This window comes from Alcaligenes faecalis (genome assembly GCF_009497775.1).
GTDB lineage: Bacteria > Pseudomonadota > Gammaproteobacteria > Burkholderiales > Burkholderiaceae_B > Alcaligenes > Alcaligenes faecalis_D.
Map to the genome: position 1 here is coordinate 3,086,505 of NZ_CP031012.1, position 17,815 is coordinate 3,104,319.

The window sequence follows — 17,815 nt, forward strand, 5'->3', positions numbered from 1 at the left end:
AAAAGGGAAACTGCCGTCAAGGCAAAACAGCACGTCAGCGATGGGCTTTGCGCCTATCGCCGACATAAAACAGAGCGACAAGCTCACCGTGAAACGAGCTTGTATGACCTGACTGCTTACTTCACTAATACGTATTGACCGGGTGCCGGGCCGACCGGGGCGTAGCCCTGTTTGGCGGCACCCATTTGCGGTGGCTTCACGTCCGCTCCGGAGCGCGCCTTGAGCCATTGCGTCCAGGCGGACCACCAGGAACCCTGATGCGAGGCGGCTTGTGCCTGCCAGTCGTCCACCAGAACAGGCGCGGTGCCTGCTGCGCGGGTATGAATCTGATACTTGCGACGCGGATGGCCCGGTTCGCTGACAATTCCGGCGTTATGCCCACCTGTGGTCAAGACAAAGGTGATTTCGGCAGGCACCAGATAATGCAACTTGTAAACAGAGCGCCAGGGTGCAACGTGATCGGAAACAGTACCGACGCAAAAAATAGGCAAATTAACTTGCGCCAGAGAAACGATACGGCCTTCAACCGGATAACGGTTTTGACTTAAATCATTATTCAAATACATACGGCGCAAATATTGCGAATGCATGGTGGCGGGCATACGCGTGGCGTCTGCATTCCAGGCCATTAAATCGTTCAAGGGGCGGCGTTCGCCCAATAAATATTTATTAACCATGGGCGCCCACAATAAATCAGCGGAACGCAGCATTTGAAAAGCCGCTTCCATCTGATTGGCGCGCAAATACCCCTCGTCGGCCATCTGGGCTTCCAGCAGGCTGACCTGGCTCTCGTCAATGAACAGGGACAGGTCGCCGGGCTCGGAAAAGTCGGTTTGGGCTGCAAAGAAAGTCAGGGAAGCGAGCCTGTCGTCCCCATCGCGTGCCATGGCAGCCGCGGCAATTGCCAGCAAGGTGCCACCCAGACAATAGCCGGTGGCGTGGATTTTCTGGCCGGGGACAATGGCGTTGACCGCATCCAGACTGGCCTTCCAGCCCAGACGAATGTAGTCGTCCATCCCGAAGGCATGATCTTCGGCAAGCGGGTTTTTCCAGGACAGGCAAAACACCGTGTGGCCTTGATCCACCAGGTATTTGATCAGGGAATTCTGCTCGGACAGATCCAGAATGTAGTACTTCATGATCCAGGCCGGAACAATCAGGACGGGCTCTGGATGGACCTGTTTGGTGGTGGGTGTGTACTGGATCAGTTCAACCAGTTCATTACGCAGTACCACCTTGCCCGGTGTCGCTGCTACATCCTTGCCGACCACAAAATCTTCCGTGCCTACGGGCGGTTCGCCCGCAAACTGGGCCTGCATATCCTGCTGCCAGTTCTGCAGGCCACGATTGAAGTTATCCCCCTGTTCTGCAAGGGTTTTGTCCCATACCAAGGGGTTGGTCCAGGCGAAGTTGCTGGGGCTGAGCATGTTCAGCCATTGCTCGGCACCAAAGACAATCAGTTTTTGATGATGGGGCTCCACACCGGCCACGCCTTCCGTAGCGCTTTGCCACCACTGCTGCTGCGCCTGATAGGTTTGTCGCAGCAAATTAAAAGGCCAACGATCCCAGGCGGGATCGGAAAAGCGGCGGTCGGTGTAGGCAGGTGTAGGGGCTTGCTCTGAATTTTGCGTGGACAGCTGGGCCGATGCGGCCAGCTCCTCGCTCCACTCGCGAAACAGCTGTTCCCACTGGCTTTGCGCCAGCTGCCGTAACTGTTCTTGTTTGCCAGGGCTAAGGGCCAGATGACGTATCCAGTCCATCCAGGCAAGAAACTGCGATTCGGGGGAGATGGAACTCCAGATACGAGCCCAGGCGGCTCGTGCGGATGCGTCTAACTGCTCAGTCTGATCAAGGGACTGCCTGCTAACCATTGCCACTCCGCAAAAAGTACATACAAAAAGCAGATACGACTGCTTGGTCTTTTTAATAATACACCAGTTTACATCTAAACTTTTTGTATGCAGGCCTTTTAACAAAGAGCTATAAAAAACCTTTGCGTTAGATCAAGTTCATGACAGATAAAAAACGGCCAGCCCCAGCCGCATTTGTTGTTATACCGTGCCTGTTATGGAATAGGGAAATAAAAACCGGCAAAAAAATAAATAAAGCGTCACTAAAAAGAGAAGGCTTTTAAAAAAAACAAAGGTGGCGCAATTCAGTGAAACAAGCGGTAACTCAAACACATGGCCGAACTATTATTTCTGCAGCCATGTGACAAAACAAGCACAGCGTCTCGTCAAGCCCTCAAGCCGCAGCCAGGCTGGCTTGCCATCGGCCTGGGACAAGTGGCCTGATATACTGCAAGCCCCATATCTTGCCCATCCACACAGGATGACATGACAGACACGCACCAAAATAAACCACCTAAAAACGAAAGCACAAACAAGCGACGTTACCTGCCGTCGGCCGAGCGCAAACGCGAAATCCTGAAAGCCGCTTTTGAAGAATTTTCCCATCGGGGATTTCTGGGCACTTCGCTGGAGCGCATCGCTGCCCGCGCCGGGATTTCCAAGTCCGGAATCTACGCGCACTACAGCAGCAAGGACGATGTGTTCGAGGACATGCTCCACAGCACACTGCTACCGCCCGATGGCAATACCTTCGAACTGTCCGATACCTCCGAGGCAGACACCCTGTCCTGTATCGTGGATGAGTACCTTCACCAGTTGTATGAACGCCTGTCCAACCCGGACGTGCAAGCCATGTTCAGGCTCTTGATGACTGAAAGCGGCCGCGTGCCGGATCTGGCCCATTACTGGGGCAAGCAGCTCCTGAGCCAGAACTACACGGCCAATCAGGCGTTTTTTGAACTGGGCATACAGCGAGGTCTCATCCGCCCCGACGTCAGTTCGTCCGACTACATTCTGGCCGCCTCCCCGTCCCTGATGTGGCTGATGGTCTTGCTGGTTCTGGGTCCACAGAACTCGCCGGTGGCCTTTGAAGAAGTGCGCCAGTTGCACAAGCGCTTGCTGATAGAACGCCTGCAACCTGCATCGGCCTGAGCGCCACTTAGCAATATCGCGGGCCGCACAAGCTCGTTTGCTTAGGCAAGCGAGCTTGTTTGAACCTGTGCAAGGCCCCTCCCCCTCTGTTGTGCCATAAGCCTCATCAAGCCAGACGTATAAACGCGCCTGACGCGCACGCTACACTTGCAGGCAACAATCATTCCCTCGAACCGCAACTGACCGTACAATAGTCGGTTGCAGTCCATTTCCAATGGGTTCCCTCACCCCATCCACCAAAAAGGTCCAGACATGACTCTGCCTACCGTGCCGTCTTCACGGCTGTCGTTCTACGTGCGACTTCTGATTGCCTTTCACATTTTTATTGTGATTGCCAGCAATTACCTGGTTCAACTTCCCATTGAGCTGTTCGGCTTCCATAGCACCTGGGGGGCCTTCAGCTTTCCCTTTGTTTTTCTGGCTACCGACCTGACCGTCCGCTTGATGGGCAAGTCCGAAGCGCGCCGCGTGATTACCCGCGCCATGTTTCCGGCCCTGATCGCCTCGTATGTGGTCTCGGTGCTCTTTAATGACGGCCAGTTCAATGGCTTGCAGGCACTGGTCGAATTCAACAGCTTTGTGTTCCGTATTGCCTTGGCCAGTTTTGCCGCCTACGTCCTGGGGCAATTGCTGGATGTACAGGTCTTTGACCGCATCCGTCGCGACTACAAGCAATGGTGGCTTGCTCCAGCCGCTGCTTCTGTCTTTGGACAGGCGCTGGATACGCTGGCCTTTTTCGGCATCGCCTTCTGGCACAGCAGCAATCCCTTCATGGCCGAACACTGGGGCGAGATCGCCGTTGTCGATTACGTCATCAAACTGGGCGTCAGCCTGCTGCTGTTTGTGCCTATGTACGGCGTGCTGCTCAACTCCCTGATCAGCACCATGAAGCGCCGCGCGCTGAGCACCGCACAGGCCAAAGCATGAAGCCGCACACTCCCCGCCGCCGGGCACTGGTTTTATTTTCGGGCGGACAGGACTCAGCCACTTGCCTGGCTTGGGCACTGGACCGCTTTGCCTTTGTGGAAACCGTGGGCTTTGACTACGGCCAGCGTAACCATGCTGAACTGCAGTGTCGCCAGACGCTAAGAGACAAGCTTTGCCAGCAATTCCCGCATTGGGCTGAGCGCCTGGGGCAGGACCATGTACTCGATGCCAGCGTCCTGGCTCAGATAGGCGGCAGCGCCATGACTGAATCCATGACGATCGCCATGCAGGAAGACGGTCTGCCCAATACCTTTGTGCCGGGTCGAAACCTGCTGTTCTTCACCCTGGCTGGCGCCCTGGCCTACCGTCGGGGGCTGGATACGCTGGTTGGCGGCATGTCTGAAACCGACTATTCGGGCTACCCGGATTGCCGCGACAACACGCTGAAAGCGCTGCAAGTGGCCTTGAGTCTGGGGATCGAACGCCCACTGACCGTAGAAACGCCACTGATGTGGCTGGATAAAGCGGATACCTGGGAACTGGCCCACCAGCTAGGCGCAGATGCTTTGGTGAAGTTGATTCAGGAAGACAGCCATACCTGCTACCAGAACGAGCGGGAAACCCTGCATGACTGGGGATATGGCTGCGGGCAATGCCCGGCTTGTGAGCTGCGGGCCAAGGGGTATGGGGATTGGAAGTTGCGGGGCTGATCGCCTCGCTACTTTTTGCAATGGCACGGGTACATTTCACGATGCAGACGCAATGCGGCGCTCCAAGAGCTCAGAGTTCTCAATAAGAGCATAGAAAGAAACAAAAGATAAATTAAAATCGGAAAGCCGAAATACCGCTGAAACTTCACTGTAGATTTTAAATTAGAAAAATAAGCCCCTGAATCTACAGAGGAACAAATAAAGTCAATCTCATCCTGATGGATAGGGACCTCAGCAAGGACATCAGACTGAGAACAACTCGAAACATCATATTTCCACCCATCCCCTCGAGAAGCCAGGAATGACCTTAACCCCTGATCTCCTTGCCACGCCCACACCTTGCTCTCTTTGAACTGAATAATCGCCTCTGAATTAAAAGACAAAATAGCAAAGGGAACAGATAAAAAAACGACTATAACTAGAAATAAATATAGAAGCCCCATTCGGAAAGCATCTGGCTTATCCACCCTCTGCTCTTTCCAATTAACCCAACTACCTGCCTTGCCCAGAGCCCTTAAAGCGATTGATCTACTACTAGACCACTTAATTGCGCGACGCGCATCTCTTACCGTCTGGATATCATCGATACGATTCATACCAAACATGATCTTGAAACGCTCAACATCAAGGGTGTTTTTTCGCTCAGAGTCCAAATAGGAATCATAGAACTCATCCCTATGCAAAAAAGACCATAGCTTATTAAAAAATATAAAATAAGCACCTTTCAAAAAAAGATAAATAAAAATAGCAAAAACAACAAGAAAAATAAAAACAAAAGAATAAGAAGAAAAATAAGAGAAAATCGAAGAAACGAAACTCATAATAAAAAACCCAACCACCAAAGTGGCTGGGCCCTTATAAAGAAGTTAATCAAATCACAGCTGCGCTGGTTCCGTCTGCACCTGATACACCGGGTAGCGTCGACACAAGGTCACGATTTTTTCCCGGATATCGTGCTTGATCGTATCCAGGGTGCCCGCCTCATAGGCATCAAGCACATCACACAAGTAATGCGCCAGCTGCTCGCAATCCGCCACCGTAAAGCCGCGTGTCGTCACAGCGGGCGTTCCAATACGGATACCCGAGGTCACCATGGGCGAGCGCGGATCGTTGGGCACCGAATTCTTGTTTACGGTGATGTAGGCATCTGCCAAGGCATCGCTGGCCTCTTGCCCGGTGTAGGGCTTGGCCGACAAGTTGATCAGCATCATGTGGTTATCGGTCCCGCCTGACACGATGTTGTGGCCACGCTGCATCAGTACCGCCGCCATGGCACGGGCATTACGGACGACGTTTTGCTGATAGGTACGGAATTCCGGCTGCAGAGCCTCTTTGAAAGCAATCGCCTTGGCTGCAATCAAGTGCATCAAGGGGCCGCCTTGCACGCCAGGGAACACCGCGGAGTTCAGACGTTTGTAAAAATCTTCGCTTTGTCCTTTAGCCATGATCACGCCACCACGTGGGCCACGCAGGGTTTTGTGCGTTGTACTGGTGACCACATGCGCGTATGGCAAGGGGCTGGGATACTCGCCAGCCGCCACCAGACCTGCCACGTGGGCCATATCCACCCAGAACCAGGCACCGACCTTGTCTGCGATCTGACGCATACGTGCCCAATCCTTCACACGCGAATAGGCCGAAAAACCACCAATCAGCATTTTGGGCTTGGTCTCGATAGCAATACGTTCCATCTCGTCGTAGTCGATCAGGCCGGTCTTGATATCAACTCCGTAAGGAACAATGTTGTAAAGACGCCCGGAAATATTGATGGGGTTACCGTGGGTCAGGTGACCGCCCTGCGCCAGGTTCATCCCCATGACCGTATCGCCCGGTTTGAGCAAGGCCAGGAACACGGCGGTATTGGCTTGGGCTCCGGCATGAGGCTGCACGTTGGCGTAGTCGCAATCGAACACGGCTTTCAGGCGTTCGATTGCCAGACGTTCAGCCACGTCCACAAACTCGCAACCGGCGTAGTAACGCTTGTCCGGGTAACCCTCGGCGTACTTGTTGGTAAACACGGAGTTCTGAACCTGCATGACCAGGGGGCTGGCATAATTTTCCGAGGCAATCAGTTCTACGTGATCTTCCTGACGGCTTTCTTCACCCTGAATGGCCAGAGCCAATTCCTTGTCGAATTCAGCCAGGCTGAGTGTGTTGTCGTACATCGCTTTTCCTTAAAAAATTTCTATCCAAGTCGCGGCCAGCTATTTGGCCGCTTTGCAAAGCAGGCCCACGCCTTAACCGTGCGTGCGCTCGAACTCGCGCATGAACTGTCCCAGCGCCTGTACCGCATCCAAGGTGACGGCGTTGTAGATGCTGGCGCGCAAGCCCCCCGTTGACTGATGGCCCTTCAAGCCATGAAATCCATTCTTTTGCGCTTCTTCGGCAAATAAATTATCTAAATTAGTTTCAGCAATATGAAATGGAACATTATTGATGGATCGATAGTCAGGCAAAACATTATTGATATAAAAACCATTGCTGCCATCAATAAGCTCATAGAGCACCTGCGATTTTTTCTTATTTATTTCGTGCAATATTTCTATTCCACCAACACGTTCAATCCATTCCAGCATCAAACCCAGCACATACCAGGAAAAGGTAGAGGGTGTATTTAATAGGGATTGTTTTTTTGCTTGAATGGAAAAATCCAAAGCTTGTGGCGTACTTGCCAAAGGCTTGTCTAAAATAGCGGGATTAAGCAATACCATCGTGACACCGGCAATTCCCATATTCTTCTGGGCCGAGGCGTAAATCAAATCGTGCGCCGAGATGTCAAGCGGTTTTGACATCAAGCTGGAGCAGGCATCACAGACTAATGGAATAGGTGAGGTGGGTGGTTTTGAAAATTGCAAGCCCTGCGCAGTTTCATTCTCTGTGTAATGCAAGTAAGCAGCATCCCGATTAATATTAGATTCATTAATCTCGGGAATACGATCAAATCCAGTTTCATAAGAGCTGGCTATGATTCTGGCATTCCCATATTGCTTGGCGGCATTAGCTGCTTGTTCCGACCATAAACCCGTATGTATATAGTCCGCTGTGTTTGTTTGATGAAACAAGTTCATCGGTATTTGAGAAAACTGCAGGTACGAACCCCCTTGCAGGAGCAAGACGTGATAGTCCGATGGCACAGCCAGAACACGACGCACCGCGGCGTCGGTACGATGGGCAAAATCCATGAAAGGCTGAGAACGATGGCTGATTTCCATCACAGACACCCCTGTGCCCGCAAAATCAAGCAGCTCATCACGTATTTGCAACAGAACATCCATTGGCAAGGCGCTGGGCCCTGCGCTGAAATTAAAGGGTCGGGACATACTTGCTGAGATCCTGTACAAACCTGAACGCCGGAACAGGCCCCCCCTATTTCGGCAATGACAATCAAGTCTACGAGCACAATGGTCTGACTAGTCAGACCATTAATATTCTCTGGAGCAGACCGCATGACGCGTTCGTTTGAACTGGACACCTTGAAGATGCGTCTTAACGATGACGAACTTCAATCCCTGGATCTTCACCAGCGCATTCAGCGTGCCTTGCGGGCATTGATTCTGGATGGCGCCCTGGGTCCTGGGGTCAAGCTGCCTGCCACACGCTCCCTGGCGAAATCCCTGAGCATGGCCCGCGACACGGTGGAGAACGCCTATGTTCAGTTGCATCGCGACGGCTTTATCGTGCGACGTGAAGGCTCGGGCAGCTATGTTTCCGAATCGGTAGGCACCGAGCTGCGTGGCAGCGCCTATCGCCGTATCAAAGCCCAGGACCTGAAACGCAGCGTGATGGAACCCGGTACAGGCTTGAGCCGTCGGGGCCGCGCCGTGTTTGAAAGTGGCGGCATTGCCGATCAACAGACGATCAAGGCCTTTGCCACCGGCCTGCCGGAAACCCGCAACTTCCCCACCGATGTCTGGGAGCGCCTGCAACGTCAGGCCATGAAAGACTATCGGGCCAACATCCTGCTGCACGGCGACCCGCAAGGCACCGAGTCCCTGCGTAAAGCGATTGCCGTGTACCTGAATCTGGAGCGCGGTGCGAAAGTCTCTGCCGATCAGATCTTGATTCTGAGCAGCACACGCCAGGCCCTGTTCCTGTGCGCGCAATTACTGGTCGATGCAGGCAAACCCATTCTGGTTGAAAACCCCGGCTACTTCGGCGCCCGCAAAGCCTTTGAGGCAGCCGAGGCCCGTGTAGTACCCATTGGCGTGGACGAACAAGGTCTGCGTACCGATCTGCTGAATGAAGATCGCAGCGGCGCGAACTGCATTTATGTGACGCCCTCGCACCAGTACCCTACCGGGGCCACCATGTCCCTGGAGCGTCGTCTGGAACTCATACACTGGGCAGCAGAAAATGGCCGCTGGATTATGGAAGACGACTACGACAGCGAGTTTCATTACGACGGGCTACCCACGGCATGTGTGCAGGGTCTGGATAAATACCAACGCACCATTTATCTGGGCACCTTCAGCAAAACCCTGTATCCGGGCCTGCGCATGGGCTATATGGCCTTGCCGCCCGAGCTGGTCAAACCCTTTACCCAAGCCCGCAGCATCATGGATGGCCACACGCCGCAAATCCTGCAACTGACGCTGGCACGCTTTATGGAAGACGGGCATTACAACTCCCATATTCGTGCCATGCGCAAGCTGTATGCCGGGCGGCGGGAGATCATGCTGGAAGCCATCGAGCAGCACTTGCAAGGCATAGTCCGTGCGGCCCGACCTGAAGGTGGTTTGCAGATTCCCTGCTTTCTAGAGCCGGGCTGGTCAGAAGAACACACTCTGCGCCGCGCTTTGAGTGCTGGCGTTCAATTGCCAGGTTTGAGCCGTCTGTACATTGGTGAGGAAAAACAACAGGGTTGGTTGTTGGGCTATGCGTCCCTGACCGCCTACGAGATCGAATCCGCCATGTTGCGTCTGGCCAACGCTCTACGTCAGGGCAAAGGCTAGGCCAGGAAAAATCAGTACATCAAGGGGTATCGCCGGTTCAGGTCGGCAACCCCTTCCAGAATGGCATTCTCGGTGCGGGGATTGCGCGAACCACTGCGCACCCCGCCCAGCAAGGCCAGAATCATGTCGCCAATTTCCTTGAAATCATCCTCGCCCAAACCGCGAGTCGTACAGGCGGCGCTGCCTACCCGTACTCCCGAGTAGGCTCCCGTGACCTGCTCGTAAGGCACTCGATGCTTGCTCAGGCTAATCCCCAACTGAGTCAGGACCCGCTCCACCAACGGCCCGGACAGGTCCCAAGGACGCAAATCCACCACACCAAAATGACAGTCAGTCCCCCCGGACACCACCGTCAGTCCGCCTTCGGACAAGCGACGACACAAGCTGCGCGCATTGATGATGACGGACTGGGCGTAGGCTTTATAGGAGGGGCTCATCGCCTCCCCCAAGGCCACTGCCTTGGCGGCCAGAATATTCAGCAACGGCCCGCCTTGCAGTCCTGGATACACGGCCTGGCTCAAGCGCTCGGCCAGCTTGGGCTCATTGCTCAAGATGATCCCGCCACGCGGACCACGCAAGGTTCCATGCGTGGAGAAGGTCGTAACGTGGGCATGCTTGACGGGCGACTCCATCAGACCCGCCGCCACCAGTCCCGCACTATGGGCCAGATCCACCATCAAATAGGCGTTGATCTCGTTGGCGATATTTCTGAATTCGGCAAAATTCGGCGTGCGCGAATAGGACGAGCCCCCAGCAATGATCAGCCGCGGCCGCTCCTTGTGAGCCAGGGCACGAACCTCGTCCATGTCCACCCATTGCGTCTGACGATCCACCCCATACGAGCAAGTCTGAAACCAGCGTCCGGACACATTGAAATGCGAACCATGGCTAAGGTGCCCGCCCGCGCTTTGGTCCAGCGCCAGAATCGTGTCGCCCGGTGAAAGCAAGGCCAGATACACCGCCAGATTGGCCTGACTGCCCGAGTGCGCCTGCACATTGGCATAGGAAGCGCCAAAAACCGCCTTGGCCCGCTCGATGGCCAGCTCTTCAGTTTGATCGGCTTGTTCGCACCCGCCGTAAATCCGTTGCCCAGGATAGCCTTGCGCCTGCTTGTTGCTGAGCAAGGAACCCTGCACGTCCAGAACGGAGCGGCTCAGGTAATTCTCGGAAGCAATCAGTTCAATGGTGTGTTGTTGGCGACGCCGTTCGGCTTCGATGATGTCCCAAAGATTGCGATCGCTTTGCTGTAGAAATTGCGAACCCACCAGAGGCAGGTGGGGGGTGTCGCCACCGGCAAGACTCTTCATGGGAGTTCCTGTTTAGAGATTGGCCACTTGATGCTCGTGGCTGTTTGCCAGATACACGGCAAAAGCGCAGCCCCGGATATGTCGGCTCCAAGGGCGAAAGATAAACATCCTATTCTGTTTATCGCTGTATCAAACAGTCCATTAAAAATTAATTCACCAGACCACTTTTAATTATTGTTATTTGAATAAACATTCAAAGCATAAAGAATTAAAAAACCTCTGGAACACAGAGAGAAAGCCTATTCCGATTATTCTGGTCAAGAATTAAAACAAGATTCAAATTTTTATTCTTAAGTGGTCTGTTAAATGATCTTGAAATGGTCTGTCATTTATTGTCATAGGATCATTAGAATGCAGCCAACGAATACTCAACACCCATACTTCTAAACGCTCAAGCAGATTATCACCTTTCTCTATCTGCGCACGATAAAAACATCCCCAGTTTTCCCACGACTACAGGAAACGCCATTGCTTTAACGGCAGTTCAACCACGCTGATCCCCACGGTTCAAGAAACCCGGCAACGGGATTTTTTTGGGCCTTGTCCATAAGAATCGGCAAATCCTTTTAAGCCTGCGAATTTCCATTTGGAAATAAAGACAGGTGGAATAAAGAAACGACCTGTTCATTTCGAACAGATCGCAATCAACAGCAAGGAAGTTTGAAATGACAATCAAAAGCTACGAAACTGATGACGCCGTACGTAATATGCTGCAAAAGCTGTCTGTACTTTGGAAAAACCGGGCTGCCGTGAATCAGGAACTGCCGGACTACAACAATCTGGCTTTCGATCCCAACAAGGCCGATTTCAGCGAATGCCTGCTGCCTTTCCGTGAGCACCAGGCCTGGCTGGAAGCTCCTGAAGAATTGAAATCGCAGTGCTTGTCCTACGCATGGGGCATTTACAACCTGAAGACCATTTACGTTGAGTGCAACGTGGTCACGCCGTCCTGCGAAGACATCATCAAGACCCCACCTCCAAGCGCCAACCGCAATCTGCTGCAAGACGTCATGTCCCAGGCTTTGCTGGACGAGGCCCTGCACACACGCATGTCGATCATGGCCTGCAACTACATCTACTCCATGCGTGGTTTGACGCCCCTGGACTTCACCAATTTCAACCTGGTGCAGTGGCGCAATGACATCCTGAGCCAGTGCAGCTCCGAATCCGAGCGTCGCCTGACCCGCTTTGCGATTGCCTGCGCCTCCGAGACCCTGATTACCGACTATCTGAAAACCATGGCCGAGGATAAGAGCATCCAGACCGTGTGCCATGAAGTCACCCGCACCCACGCCATGGACGAGTGGAGCCACTCCAGCGTGTTCAGCTTTGTGGCCTCCGACATCATCCACGGCCTGAGCCAGAAAGAGCGCGAGCACATGCGCGCTGTCATTTTGCGCACGGTAGAGATGTTCGCCAACAATGAAATGGGCGCCTGGGAAAAAGTCTTCTCCATGGTGAACTTCCCCAATGCCCGCGACATCCTGCACGACACCGGCGACTCCAACGAAATTGGCGTCTACACCGGCTCGGTAGAAAGCCTGATCGAGCGCATTGGCTTGAACAGCAAGTCCGGCAAGGCCCAGCCAGAAGCGGAGCAACAGGAGGCGCTGCAATGACAGCCATGATTCAGGCGCGCTGCGAGACCGTTCGCCCCGAGGCCGGAAACGTCAAAGTTTTTACCTTGCGAGTGCAAAGTGGCCACTTTGATTTTCTGAGCGCCTTGCAGGCGGGCAAGCATGTCGCCCTGAGCTACCCCGATACCGGCGGCACCATTCAACAGCGTATGTATTCGATCACTCGCGTGGCCGATCCAGACCTGATTGAAATTGCCGTTAAAGGATCGGGCCGCAATAGCGTCTCCGATCACTTGCACGCCACGTTGCGCGAGGGCATGAGTGTGCCCCTGCAATATGTGGCCGGTGATATCTCGGTGGACTCTATTGTGGGTTATGAGCGTATCGCCATGATCGCAGGCGGCATTGGCATTACCCTGCCGATCGCCTTGCTGCGTGAATTGGCGGCGCGAGCCCAGGACGGCTTGCCAGTACCACAAGTACATTTGCTGCTCAGTATTGCCCGTATTGCCGACATTCCCTTCTTGCATGAACTGCTGCAACTGGATCTGAGCACCAGCTGGTTCACGCTGACGGTGTTTGTCACGCAGGAAAAAATCCGCGATAGCGCTCATTTCAAAGTAGGTCGCCCCTCTTTTGAAAACATGGAGCTCTTGAAAGACCCGCAGGCAGTGGTGATTTGCGGCAGCCACGGTTTTGCCCAGGCCTTGCGCGAATACACCGTTCAGGCGCACCCCATCTCGCATATGTTGATCGAGGCCTTTTCCCCACCTGCCAAATCCGGTGTGGAAATCCTGCCTGAAGCAGGCAGCGCCCCCTTGCAAATCAATGTACGCAGCACCGGGCAAACGCTTTCGCCTGAACCGGGCAACAGCCTGCTGGAAATGCTGGAAGCAGCCGATGTACCTATTCGCAGCCAGTGCCGCTCGGGCATTTGCGGCGCTTGCCGGGTACAGATCTCGGAGGGCGAATACCGCTCTGAACCTGACTTTTGCCTGAGCGATCAGGACAAGGCCCAAGGCCATGCACTGGCGTGTTGCACCTTCCCTCTATCGGGTGCCATTAATGTAGACATCGGTACCACGAGCTGACATCCTTACCATCTGGACTGAAAGAAACCCTTATGAAGAAAGTCATCGCACTGCGTCATATCCATTTTGAAGACTTGGGCACACTGGAACCTGTTCTGATCGAACAGGGCTACCAAGTTCAATACATTGACCCTTCCGTCGAGTCACTGCGTCACGTGGGTGAACAGGACGCTGACCTGCTGGTTGTACTAGGCGGGCCAATCGGCGCCTACGACGAAAAGATTTACCCCTTCCTGTCTGATGAGCTGGAACTGATCAACAAGTTCTTGCTGGCTGGCAAACCTTTGCTGGGCATTTGCCTGGGCGCACAACTGATTGCGCGCGCCCTGGGCGCCAATGTGTATCCCCTGGGTGTGAAAGAAATCGGTTTCTCTCCGTTGAAACTGAGCGAAGCGGGCAAAGAATCGCCCCTGGCCGCCGTTAGCGGCATTCCCGTCCTGCACTGGCACGGGGATCAGTTCGACATTCCTGACGGAGCCATTCACCTGGCCAGCACGGACGTAGGCCCCAACCAGGCCTTCTCCTTTGGAACCCAAGTACTGGGCCTGCAATTTCACCTGGAAGCTGACACCAGCAAGCTGGAACGCTGGCTGGTTGGCCATGCCAACGAACTGGGACAAGCTGATATCGACCCGCAAATGCTGCGTCTGGAAGCCATGGCGGTACAAAAACGCCTGCACGCCGCTGCCGCTACGGTCCTGACCAGCTGGCTCAGCCAACTTAAACAAGCCAGTTCCGCTAATTGCGCTGCATGAACACTGCTGCTGTAACGTTTGTTGATCGTGAACGACATCCTTACCATGTGGATGTCGTTTCGATTCAGTCTCAAGTCGTCTACGGTCGGGTAGGCAACAATGTTGCCGGCCCGACCTTGCGTAGACACGGCTTTAAAGTGGCCGCCGTTCCCACCGTGTTGCTCAGCAACAACCCGCAATACCCCACGGTGCACGGCGGTGCGGTACCCGATGAATGGCTGGAAGGCTTTCTGAATGATCTGGTCCTGCGCGGTGCGCTGGACCAGGTGCGCGCTGTCCTGATCGGCTATCTGGGCAGTGCCAATCAGGCCGTCATCATTGCGCGCTGGTTAAAAGCGCTGCTGCAAGCGCACCCCGATACTCTGGTGATTGTGGACCCGGTCATTGGTGATCTGGATGTAGGCGTCTATGTAGACCCGGCTCTGATCCCCACTTATCACGAAACCTTGCTGCCACTGGCCAACGGTTTGACGCCCAATAATTACGAGCTGTCGCTGCTGTCTCAGCAGCCTTGCGACACCATCCAGGCCAGTTCAAGCGCGGCCCACGCCTTGCTCAATGGCCGTACCGAATGGGTGATTGCCACCAGTGCCGCCCCCGAGTCCTGGCAGGATGGCCAGATCAAATTATTAATGTCGCGCAAAGAGCCGCGTGCCGACACCCTGCTTAGCCATCCGCGCGTGGATTGTGCTGCCAAGGGCACGGGTGATCTGTTTGCCTCCACCTTGCTGGCCCACCTGATTCTGGGCGCAGACCTGCATTCTGCGGTGCATACAGCCAGTGCCAGTGTGCTCCATCAATTGGAATTAACCCGTCAGGCCGGACATCAGGAATTAATTTTGCCCATAGATCCTTTCCGAGCCTGAGCAAATATTTCTTAATCTAACAAACCTTTCAACAGGCAGTCGTTCTCGTTAAGCTGTGCCCTCTTAGTTACAAACGGAGCATGACATGGGGCTGCCTTTTAAAAGCACGCTACATCCACGGGTGTTCTGGGGATCTACCTTTATCGTCCTGGTCTTTTTGCTGATCGGGATTATTTTCCCTAAAGACGCCGCACTTATTTTTGAGCAGTTACAAAACTGGGTCATCAAAAGTTTCGGCTGGTTCTATATCCTGGCTGTGGCCTTGTTTTTCTTTGCCGTCGTCTATCTGGCATTAAGCCGCTACGGCAACTTGAAATTAGGGCCGGACGACTCGGAACCTGACTACCCGTATCTCACCTGGATGGCGATGCTATTTGCCGCCGGTATGGGTATTGGTTTGATGTTCTTTGCCGTGGCCGAACCACTGCAACACTTCTCGGCCCCGCCCTCGGGTCTGGCCAGCACAGTGGAAGCCGCCCATCAGGCGCAGATCATCACCTTCTTTCACTGGGGCGTTCATGCCTGGGCCGTCTATGCGGTCGTGGGTTTGTCGCTGGCCTATTTCTGCTTTCGCTACAACCTGCCGTTAACGATTCGCTCGGGCCTGTATCCCTTATTTGGCAAGCGCATTGAAGGCTGGATTGGCGATAGCGTGGATATTTTCGCCGTTTGCGGCACGCTATTTGGTATTGCCACCTCCATGGGTTTGGGTGTGCTTCAAATCAATGCCGGTCTGGAGCATTTATTTGGCTGGCCACAGGAAACCTGGCTGCAAATTGTCCTGATTGTGGTGGTTACTTCGCTGGCTACCTTATCTGTTGTCAGTGGACTGGATGTTGGCATTCGCCGCCTGTCCGAACTGAATTTGCTGGTTGCCATTGCCTTGATGCTGTTTGTGCTCGCCGTGGGCCCCACAGCCTTTTTGATGAATGCTTTTGTACAGAATATCGGTGGTTATCTCGATAACTTCTTTGCACGCTCATTTAGTACACAAGCATTCCGCGGGCAAAGCTGGATGAAAGCCTGGACCTTGTTTTACTGGGCCTGGTGGATCGCATGGTCGCCTTTTGTCGGCATGTTCATCGCCCGCATCTCGCGTGGTCGCACCGTGCGTGAATTTGTGCTGGGCGTACTGCTGGTGCCCACCGTCTTCACCTTCTTCTGGATGACCGTTTTTGGCAACACCGCCATCTTCCTGGATATGGGTGTGGCCGCGGGTCAACTGGCGCAGGACGCTGCCGCCAATGCATCCGTGGCGCTGTTCGAATTCCTGGAATACCTGCCCTGGTCCAATGTGACCTCGACGCTGGCTATTATTCTGGTCGCCATTTTCTTTGTGACCTCGGCTGACTCGGGCTCTTTGGTTATCGATACCTTGGCCGCCGGCGGGGTGGAAGACGCTCCAGTCTGGCAACGCATTTACTGGTGCGCGCTGGAAGGCACCGCCGCCTCCCTGCTCTTGCTGGCCGGTGGTCTGACAGCGTTGCAAACCGTCACGCTGGTCAGCGCCTTGCCCTTTGCCATCATCATGTTCTTGTTGATTCTGGGGCTGTTCAAAGGCATGAAGGCAGATATGTCACGATTGCGTCGTCAAGGTCCCATGTCCGGCCCGGCACCGGGTTCGGAAGTGTCCTGGCGTCGCCGCCTCTCGACCATTCTGCACACGCCCAACCAGCGTGATGCCCGTCGCTTCATGGGTGAGACCGTGGTTCCCGCCTTGCAGGCTGTGGCAGACGAGCTGAGTAAACGCAACCTGAATGTCAGCCTGGAAACGGGCGAGCCGGATACGGCGCAACTGACCATTCAGGCCGACAACCAACGCAACTTTGTCTATGGCGTGGAATTACGTGCACGTCGGGTTGCCAGCTTTACGGCAGCGGCTGCTCGCAACGAGCAGGCTCGACCTCAGGAATGGCAGGTGCGCACCGTCTTTGCCGATGGCAGTCGGGGTTATGACCTGATGGGCTTATCCTCCAGCCAGGTCATCAACGACATCCTGAACCACTTCGAGCGCTATCAGTCGCTGGTCACCTCCGAGGCGACAGCCCTGTACGCGCAGTCGCCCGACCCGACCTAAACCTCTGATCCGGCCTCCAGCTTTCTTTCCAGAATCTGGGGGCCGGGCCCTTGCTGGCCCAGAATATCGGCTGGGTTACGCAAGGGACATTCACTCATGGACAAGCACCCACAGCCAATACAGTGGGTCAGCTCATCGCGCAGTCGCGTCAACTGCTCAATACGATCATTCAAACTGGCTTGCCAACGACTGGACATGGCCCGCCATTGCTTGCTGGATGGCTTGCTGCCCGGTGGCAAACCACGCAAGGCCTCGTGGATTTCTTCCAGAGGAATGCCGGTACGCTGCGCCACTTTGATGATCGCAATGTAGCGTAAAACCACCGAATCAAAACGACGCTGGTTGCCGCTGTTGCGGGTACTGGCAATCAAGCCTTTGGCTTCATAAAAATGCACGGTCGAGACAGGCACACCACTGCGTTTGGCCACTTCCCCCACCGTCAGGGCACGGCTGTAATCCACTGTTTTTGCCATCTTGACACCCCTTGACCTCAAGTTAACTTGAGGTTTTATAGTCCAGGTACCTAATTAAGGCAAGCCATGTCGGCTGCC

15 protein-coding genes are annotated in these 17,815 nt (G+C 54.3%); 9 read left to right on the plus strand and 6 right to left on the minus strand.

Annotation, left to right across the window (positions count from 1 at the left end; translation table 11 throughout):
* Window positions 1–116: 116 nt before the first annotated feature.
* A complete protein-coding gene (locus DUD43_RS14315) occupies window positions 117–1,871 on the minus strand; it encodes a PHA/PHB synthase family protein (protein ID WP_153230794.1) in 1,755 nt (584 codons plus the stop codon).
* Between the two features lie 465 nt (window positions 1,872–2,336).
* On the opposite strand from DUD43_RS14315, the gene DUD43_RS14320 reads away from it, so the two are divergent.
* From DUD43_RS14320 to queC, 3 genes are all read left to right on the plus strand, one after another.
* Window positions 2,337–3,002 carry a TetR/AcrR family transcriptional regulator gene (locus DUD43_RS14320; protein ID WP_153230795.1) on the plus strand — a complete coding sequence of 222 codons (666 nt, stop codon included), beginning with the start codon at window positions 2,337–2,339 and terminating at the stop codon, window positions 3,000–3,002.
* 252 nt (window positions 3,003–3,254) lie between these two features.
* Window positions 3,255–3,929: a 7-cyano-7-deazaguanine/7-aminomethyl-7-deazaguanine transporter gene (locus tag DUD43_RS14325; protein WP_153230796.1), complete on the plus strand. Its 675-nt coding sequence runs from the start codon at window positions 3,255–3,257 to the stop codon at window positions 3,927–3,929.
* Entirely contained in the window at window positions 3,926–4,639 is a 714-nt protein-coding gene (gene queC, locus DUD43_RS14330; RefSeq protein ID WP_153230797.1) for a 7-cyano-7-deazaguanine synthase QueC, read from the plus strand. Before DUD43_RS14325 ends, queC begins: the two co-directional genes overlap by 4 nt.
* 8 nt (window positions 4,640–4,647) lie before the next feature.
* Here queC and DUD43_RS14335 read toward each other — a convergent pair whose 3' ends face one another.
* The 3 genes from DUD43_RS14335 to serC form a co-directional block, all read right to left on the minus strand.
* Window positions 4,648–5,460, minus strand: coding sequence for a DUF6216 family protein (locus DUD43_RS14335; protein WP_153230798.1), 813 nt, complete (start codon window positions 5,458–5,460; stop codon window positions 4,648–4,650).
* 54 nt (window positions 5,461–5,514) lie between these two features.
* Window positions 5,515–6,804, minus strand: a complete 1,290-nt coding sequence (gene glyA / locus DUD43_RS14340) for a serine hydroxymethyltransferase (protein WP_153230799.1) — start codon at window positions 6,802–6,804, stop codon at window positions 5,515–5,517.
* A 72-nt stretch (window positions 6,805–6,876) separates the two neighbouring features.
* The gene (gene serC, locus DUD43_RS14345; RefSeq protein WP_153230800.1) at window positions 6,877–7,959 is read right to left on the minus strand and encodes a 3-phosphoserine/phosphohydroxythreonine transaminase; all 1,083 of its coding nucleotides are present in this window, start codon (window positions 7,957–7,959) and stop codon (window positions 6,877–6,879) included.
* A 126-nt stretch (window positions 7,960–8,085) separates the two neighbouring features.
* Here serC and DUD43_RS14350 point away from each other — a divergent pair, with 126 nt between their 5' ends.
* Window positions 8,086–9,591 carry a PLP-dependent aminotransferase family protein gene (locus tag DUD43_RS14350; protein WP_042487158.1) on the plus strand — a complete coding sequence of 502 codons (1,506 nt, stop codon included), beginning with the start codon at window positions 8,086–8,088 and terminating at the stop codon, window positions 9,589–9,591.
* 11 nt (window positions 9,592–9,602) lie between these two features.
* Here the strand turns inward: DUD43_RS14350 and glyA (DUD43_RS14355) are convergent, their stop codons facing one another.
* Window positions 9,603–10,898 (minus strand): serine hydroxymethyltransferase, encoded by a 1,296-nt coding sequence (gene glyA, locus DUD43_RS14355; RefSeq protein ID WP_153230801.1) that lies wholly within the window; start codon window positions 10,896–10,898, stop codon window positions 9,603–9,605.
* Window positions 10,899–11,563: 665 nt separating this feature from the next.
* On the opposite strand from glyA (DUD43_RS14355), the gene DUD43_RS14360 reads away from it, so the two are divergent.
* The 5 genes from DUD43_RS14360 (at window position 11,564) to DUD43_RS14380 (ending at window position 17,264) form a co-directional block, all read left to right on the plus strand.
* Window positions 11,564–12,517: an AurF N-oxygenase family protein gene (locus DUD43_RS14360; RefSeq protein WP_042487153.1), complete on the plus strand. Its 954-nt coding sequence runs from the start codon at window positions 11,564–11,566 to the stop codon at window positions 12,515–12,517.
* Window positions 12,514–13,566, plus strand: coding sequence for a 2Fe-2S iron-sulfur cluster-binding protein (locus DUD43_RS14365; protein WP_153230802.1), 1,053 nt, complete (start codon window positions 12,514–12,516; stop codon window positions 13,564–13,566). Before DUD43_RS14360 ends, DUD43_RS14365 begins: the two co-directional genes overlap by 4 nt.
* 32 nt (window positions 13,567–13,598) lie before the next feature.
* Window positions 13,599–14,321 (plus strand): glutamine amidotransferase, encoded by a 723-nt coding sequence (locus DUD43_RS14370; RefSeq protein ID WP_153230803.1) that lies wholly within the window; start codon window positions 13,599–13,601, stop codon window positions 14,319–14,321.
* Entirely contained in the window at window positions 14,318–15,187 is an 870-nt protein-coding gene (gene pdxK / locus DUD43_RS14375; RefSeq protein ID WP_153230804.1) for a pyridoxine/pyridoxal/pyridoxamine kinase, read from the plus strand. Before DUD43_RS14370 ends, pdxK begins: the two co-directional genes overlap by 4 nt.
* 85 nt (window positions 15,188–15,272) lie before the next feature.
* On the plus strand, window positions 15,273–17,264 hold the full coding sequence (locus DUD43_RS14380; RefSeq protein WP_042487145.1) for a BCCT family transporter: 1,992 nt from the start codon (window positions 15,273–15,275) through the stop codon (window positions 17,262–17,264).
* Here the strand turns inward: DUD43_RS14380 and soxR are convergent.
* On the minus strand, window positions 17,261–17,737 hold the full coding sequence (soxR, locus tag DUD43_RS14385; protein WP_153230805.1) for a redox-sensitive transcriptional activator SoxR: 477 nt from the start codon (window positions 17,735–17,737) through the stop codon (window positions 17,261–17,263). The genes DUD43_RS14380 and soxR overlap by 4 nt on opposite strands.
* Window positions 17,738–17,815: the final 78 nt, after the last annotated feature.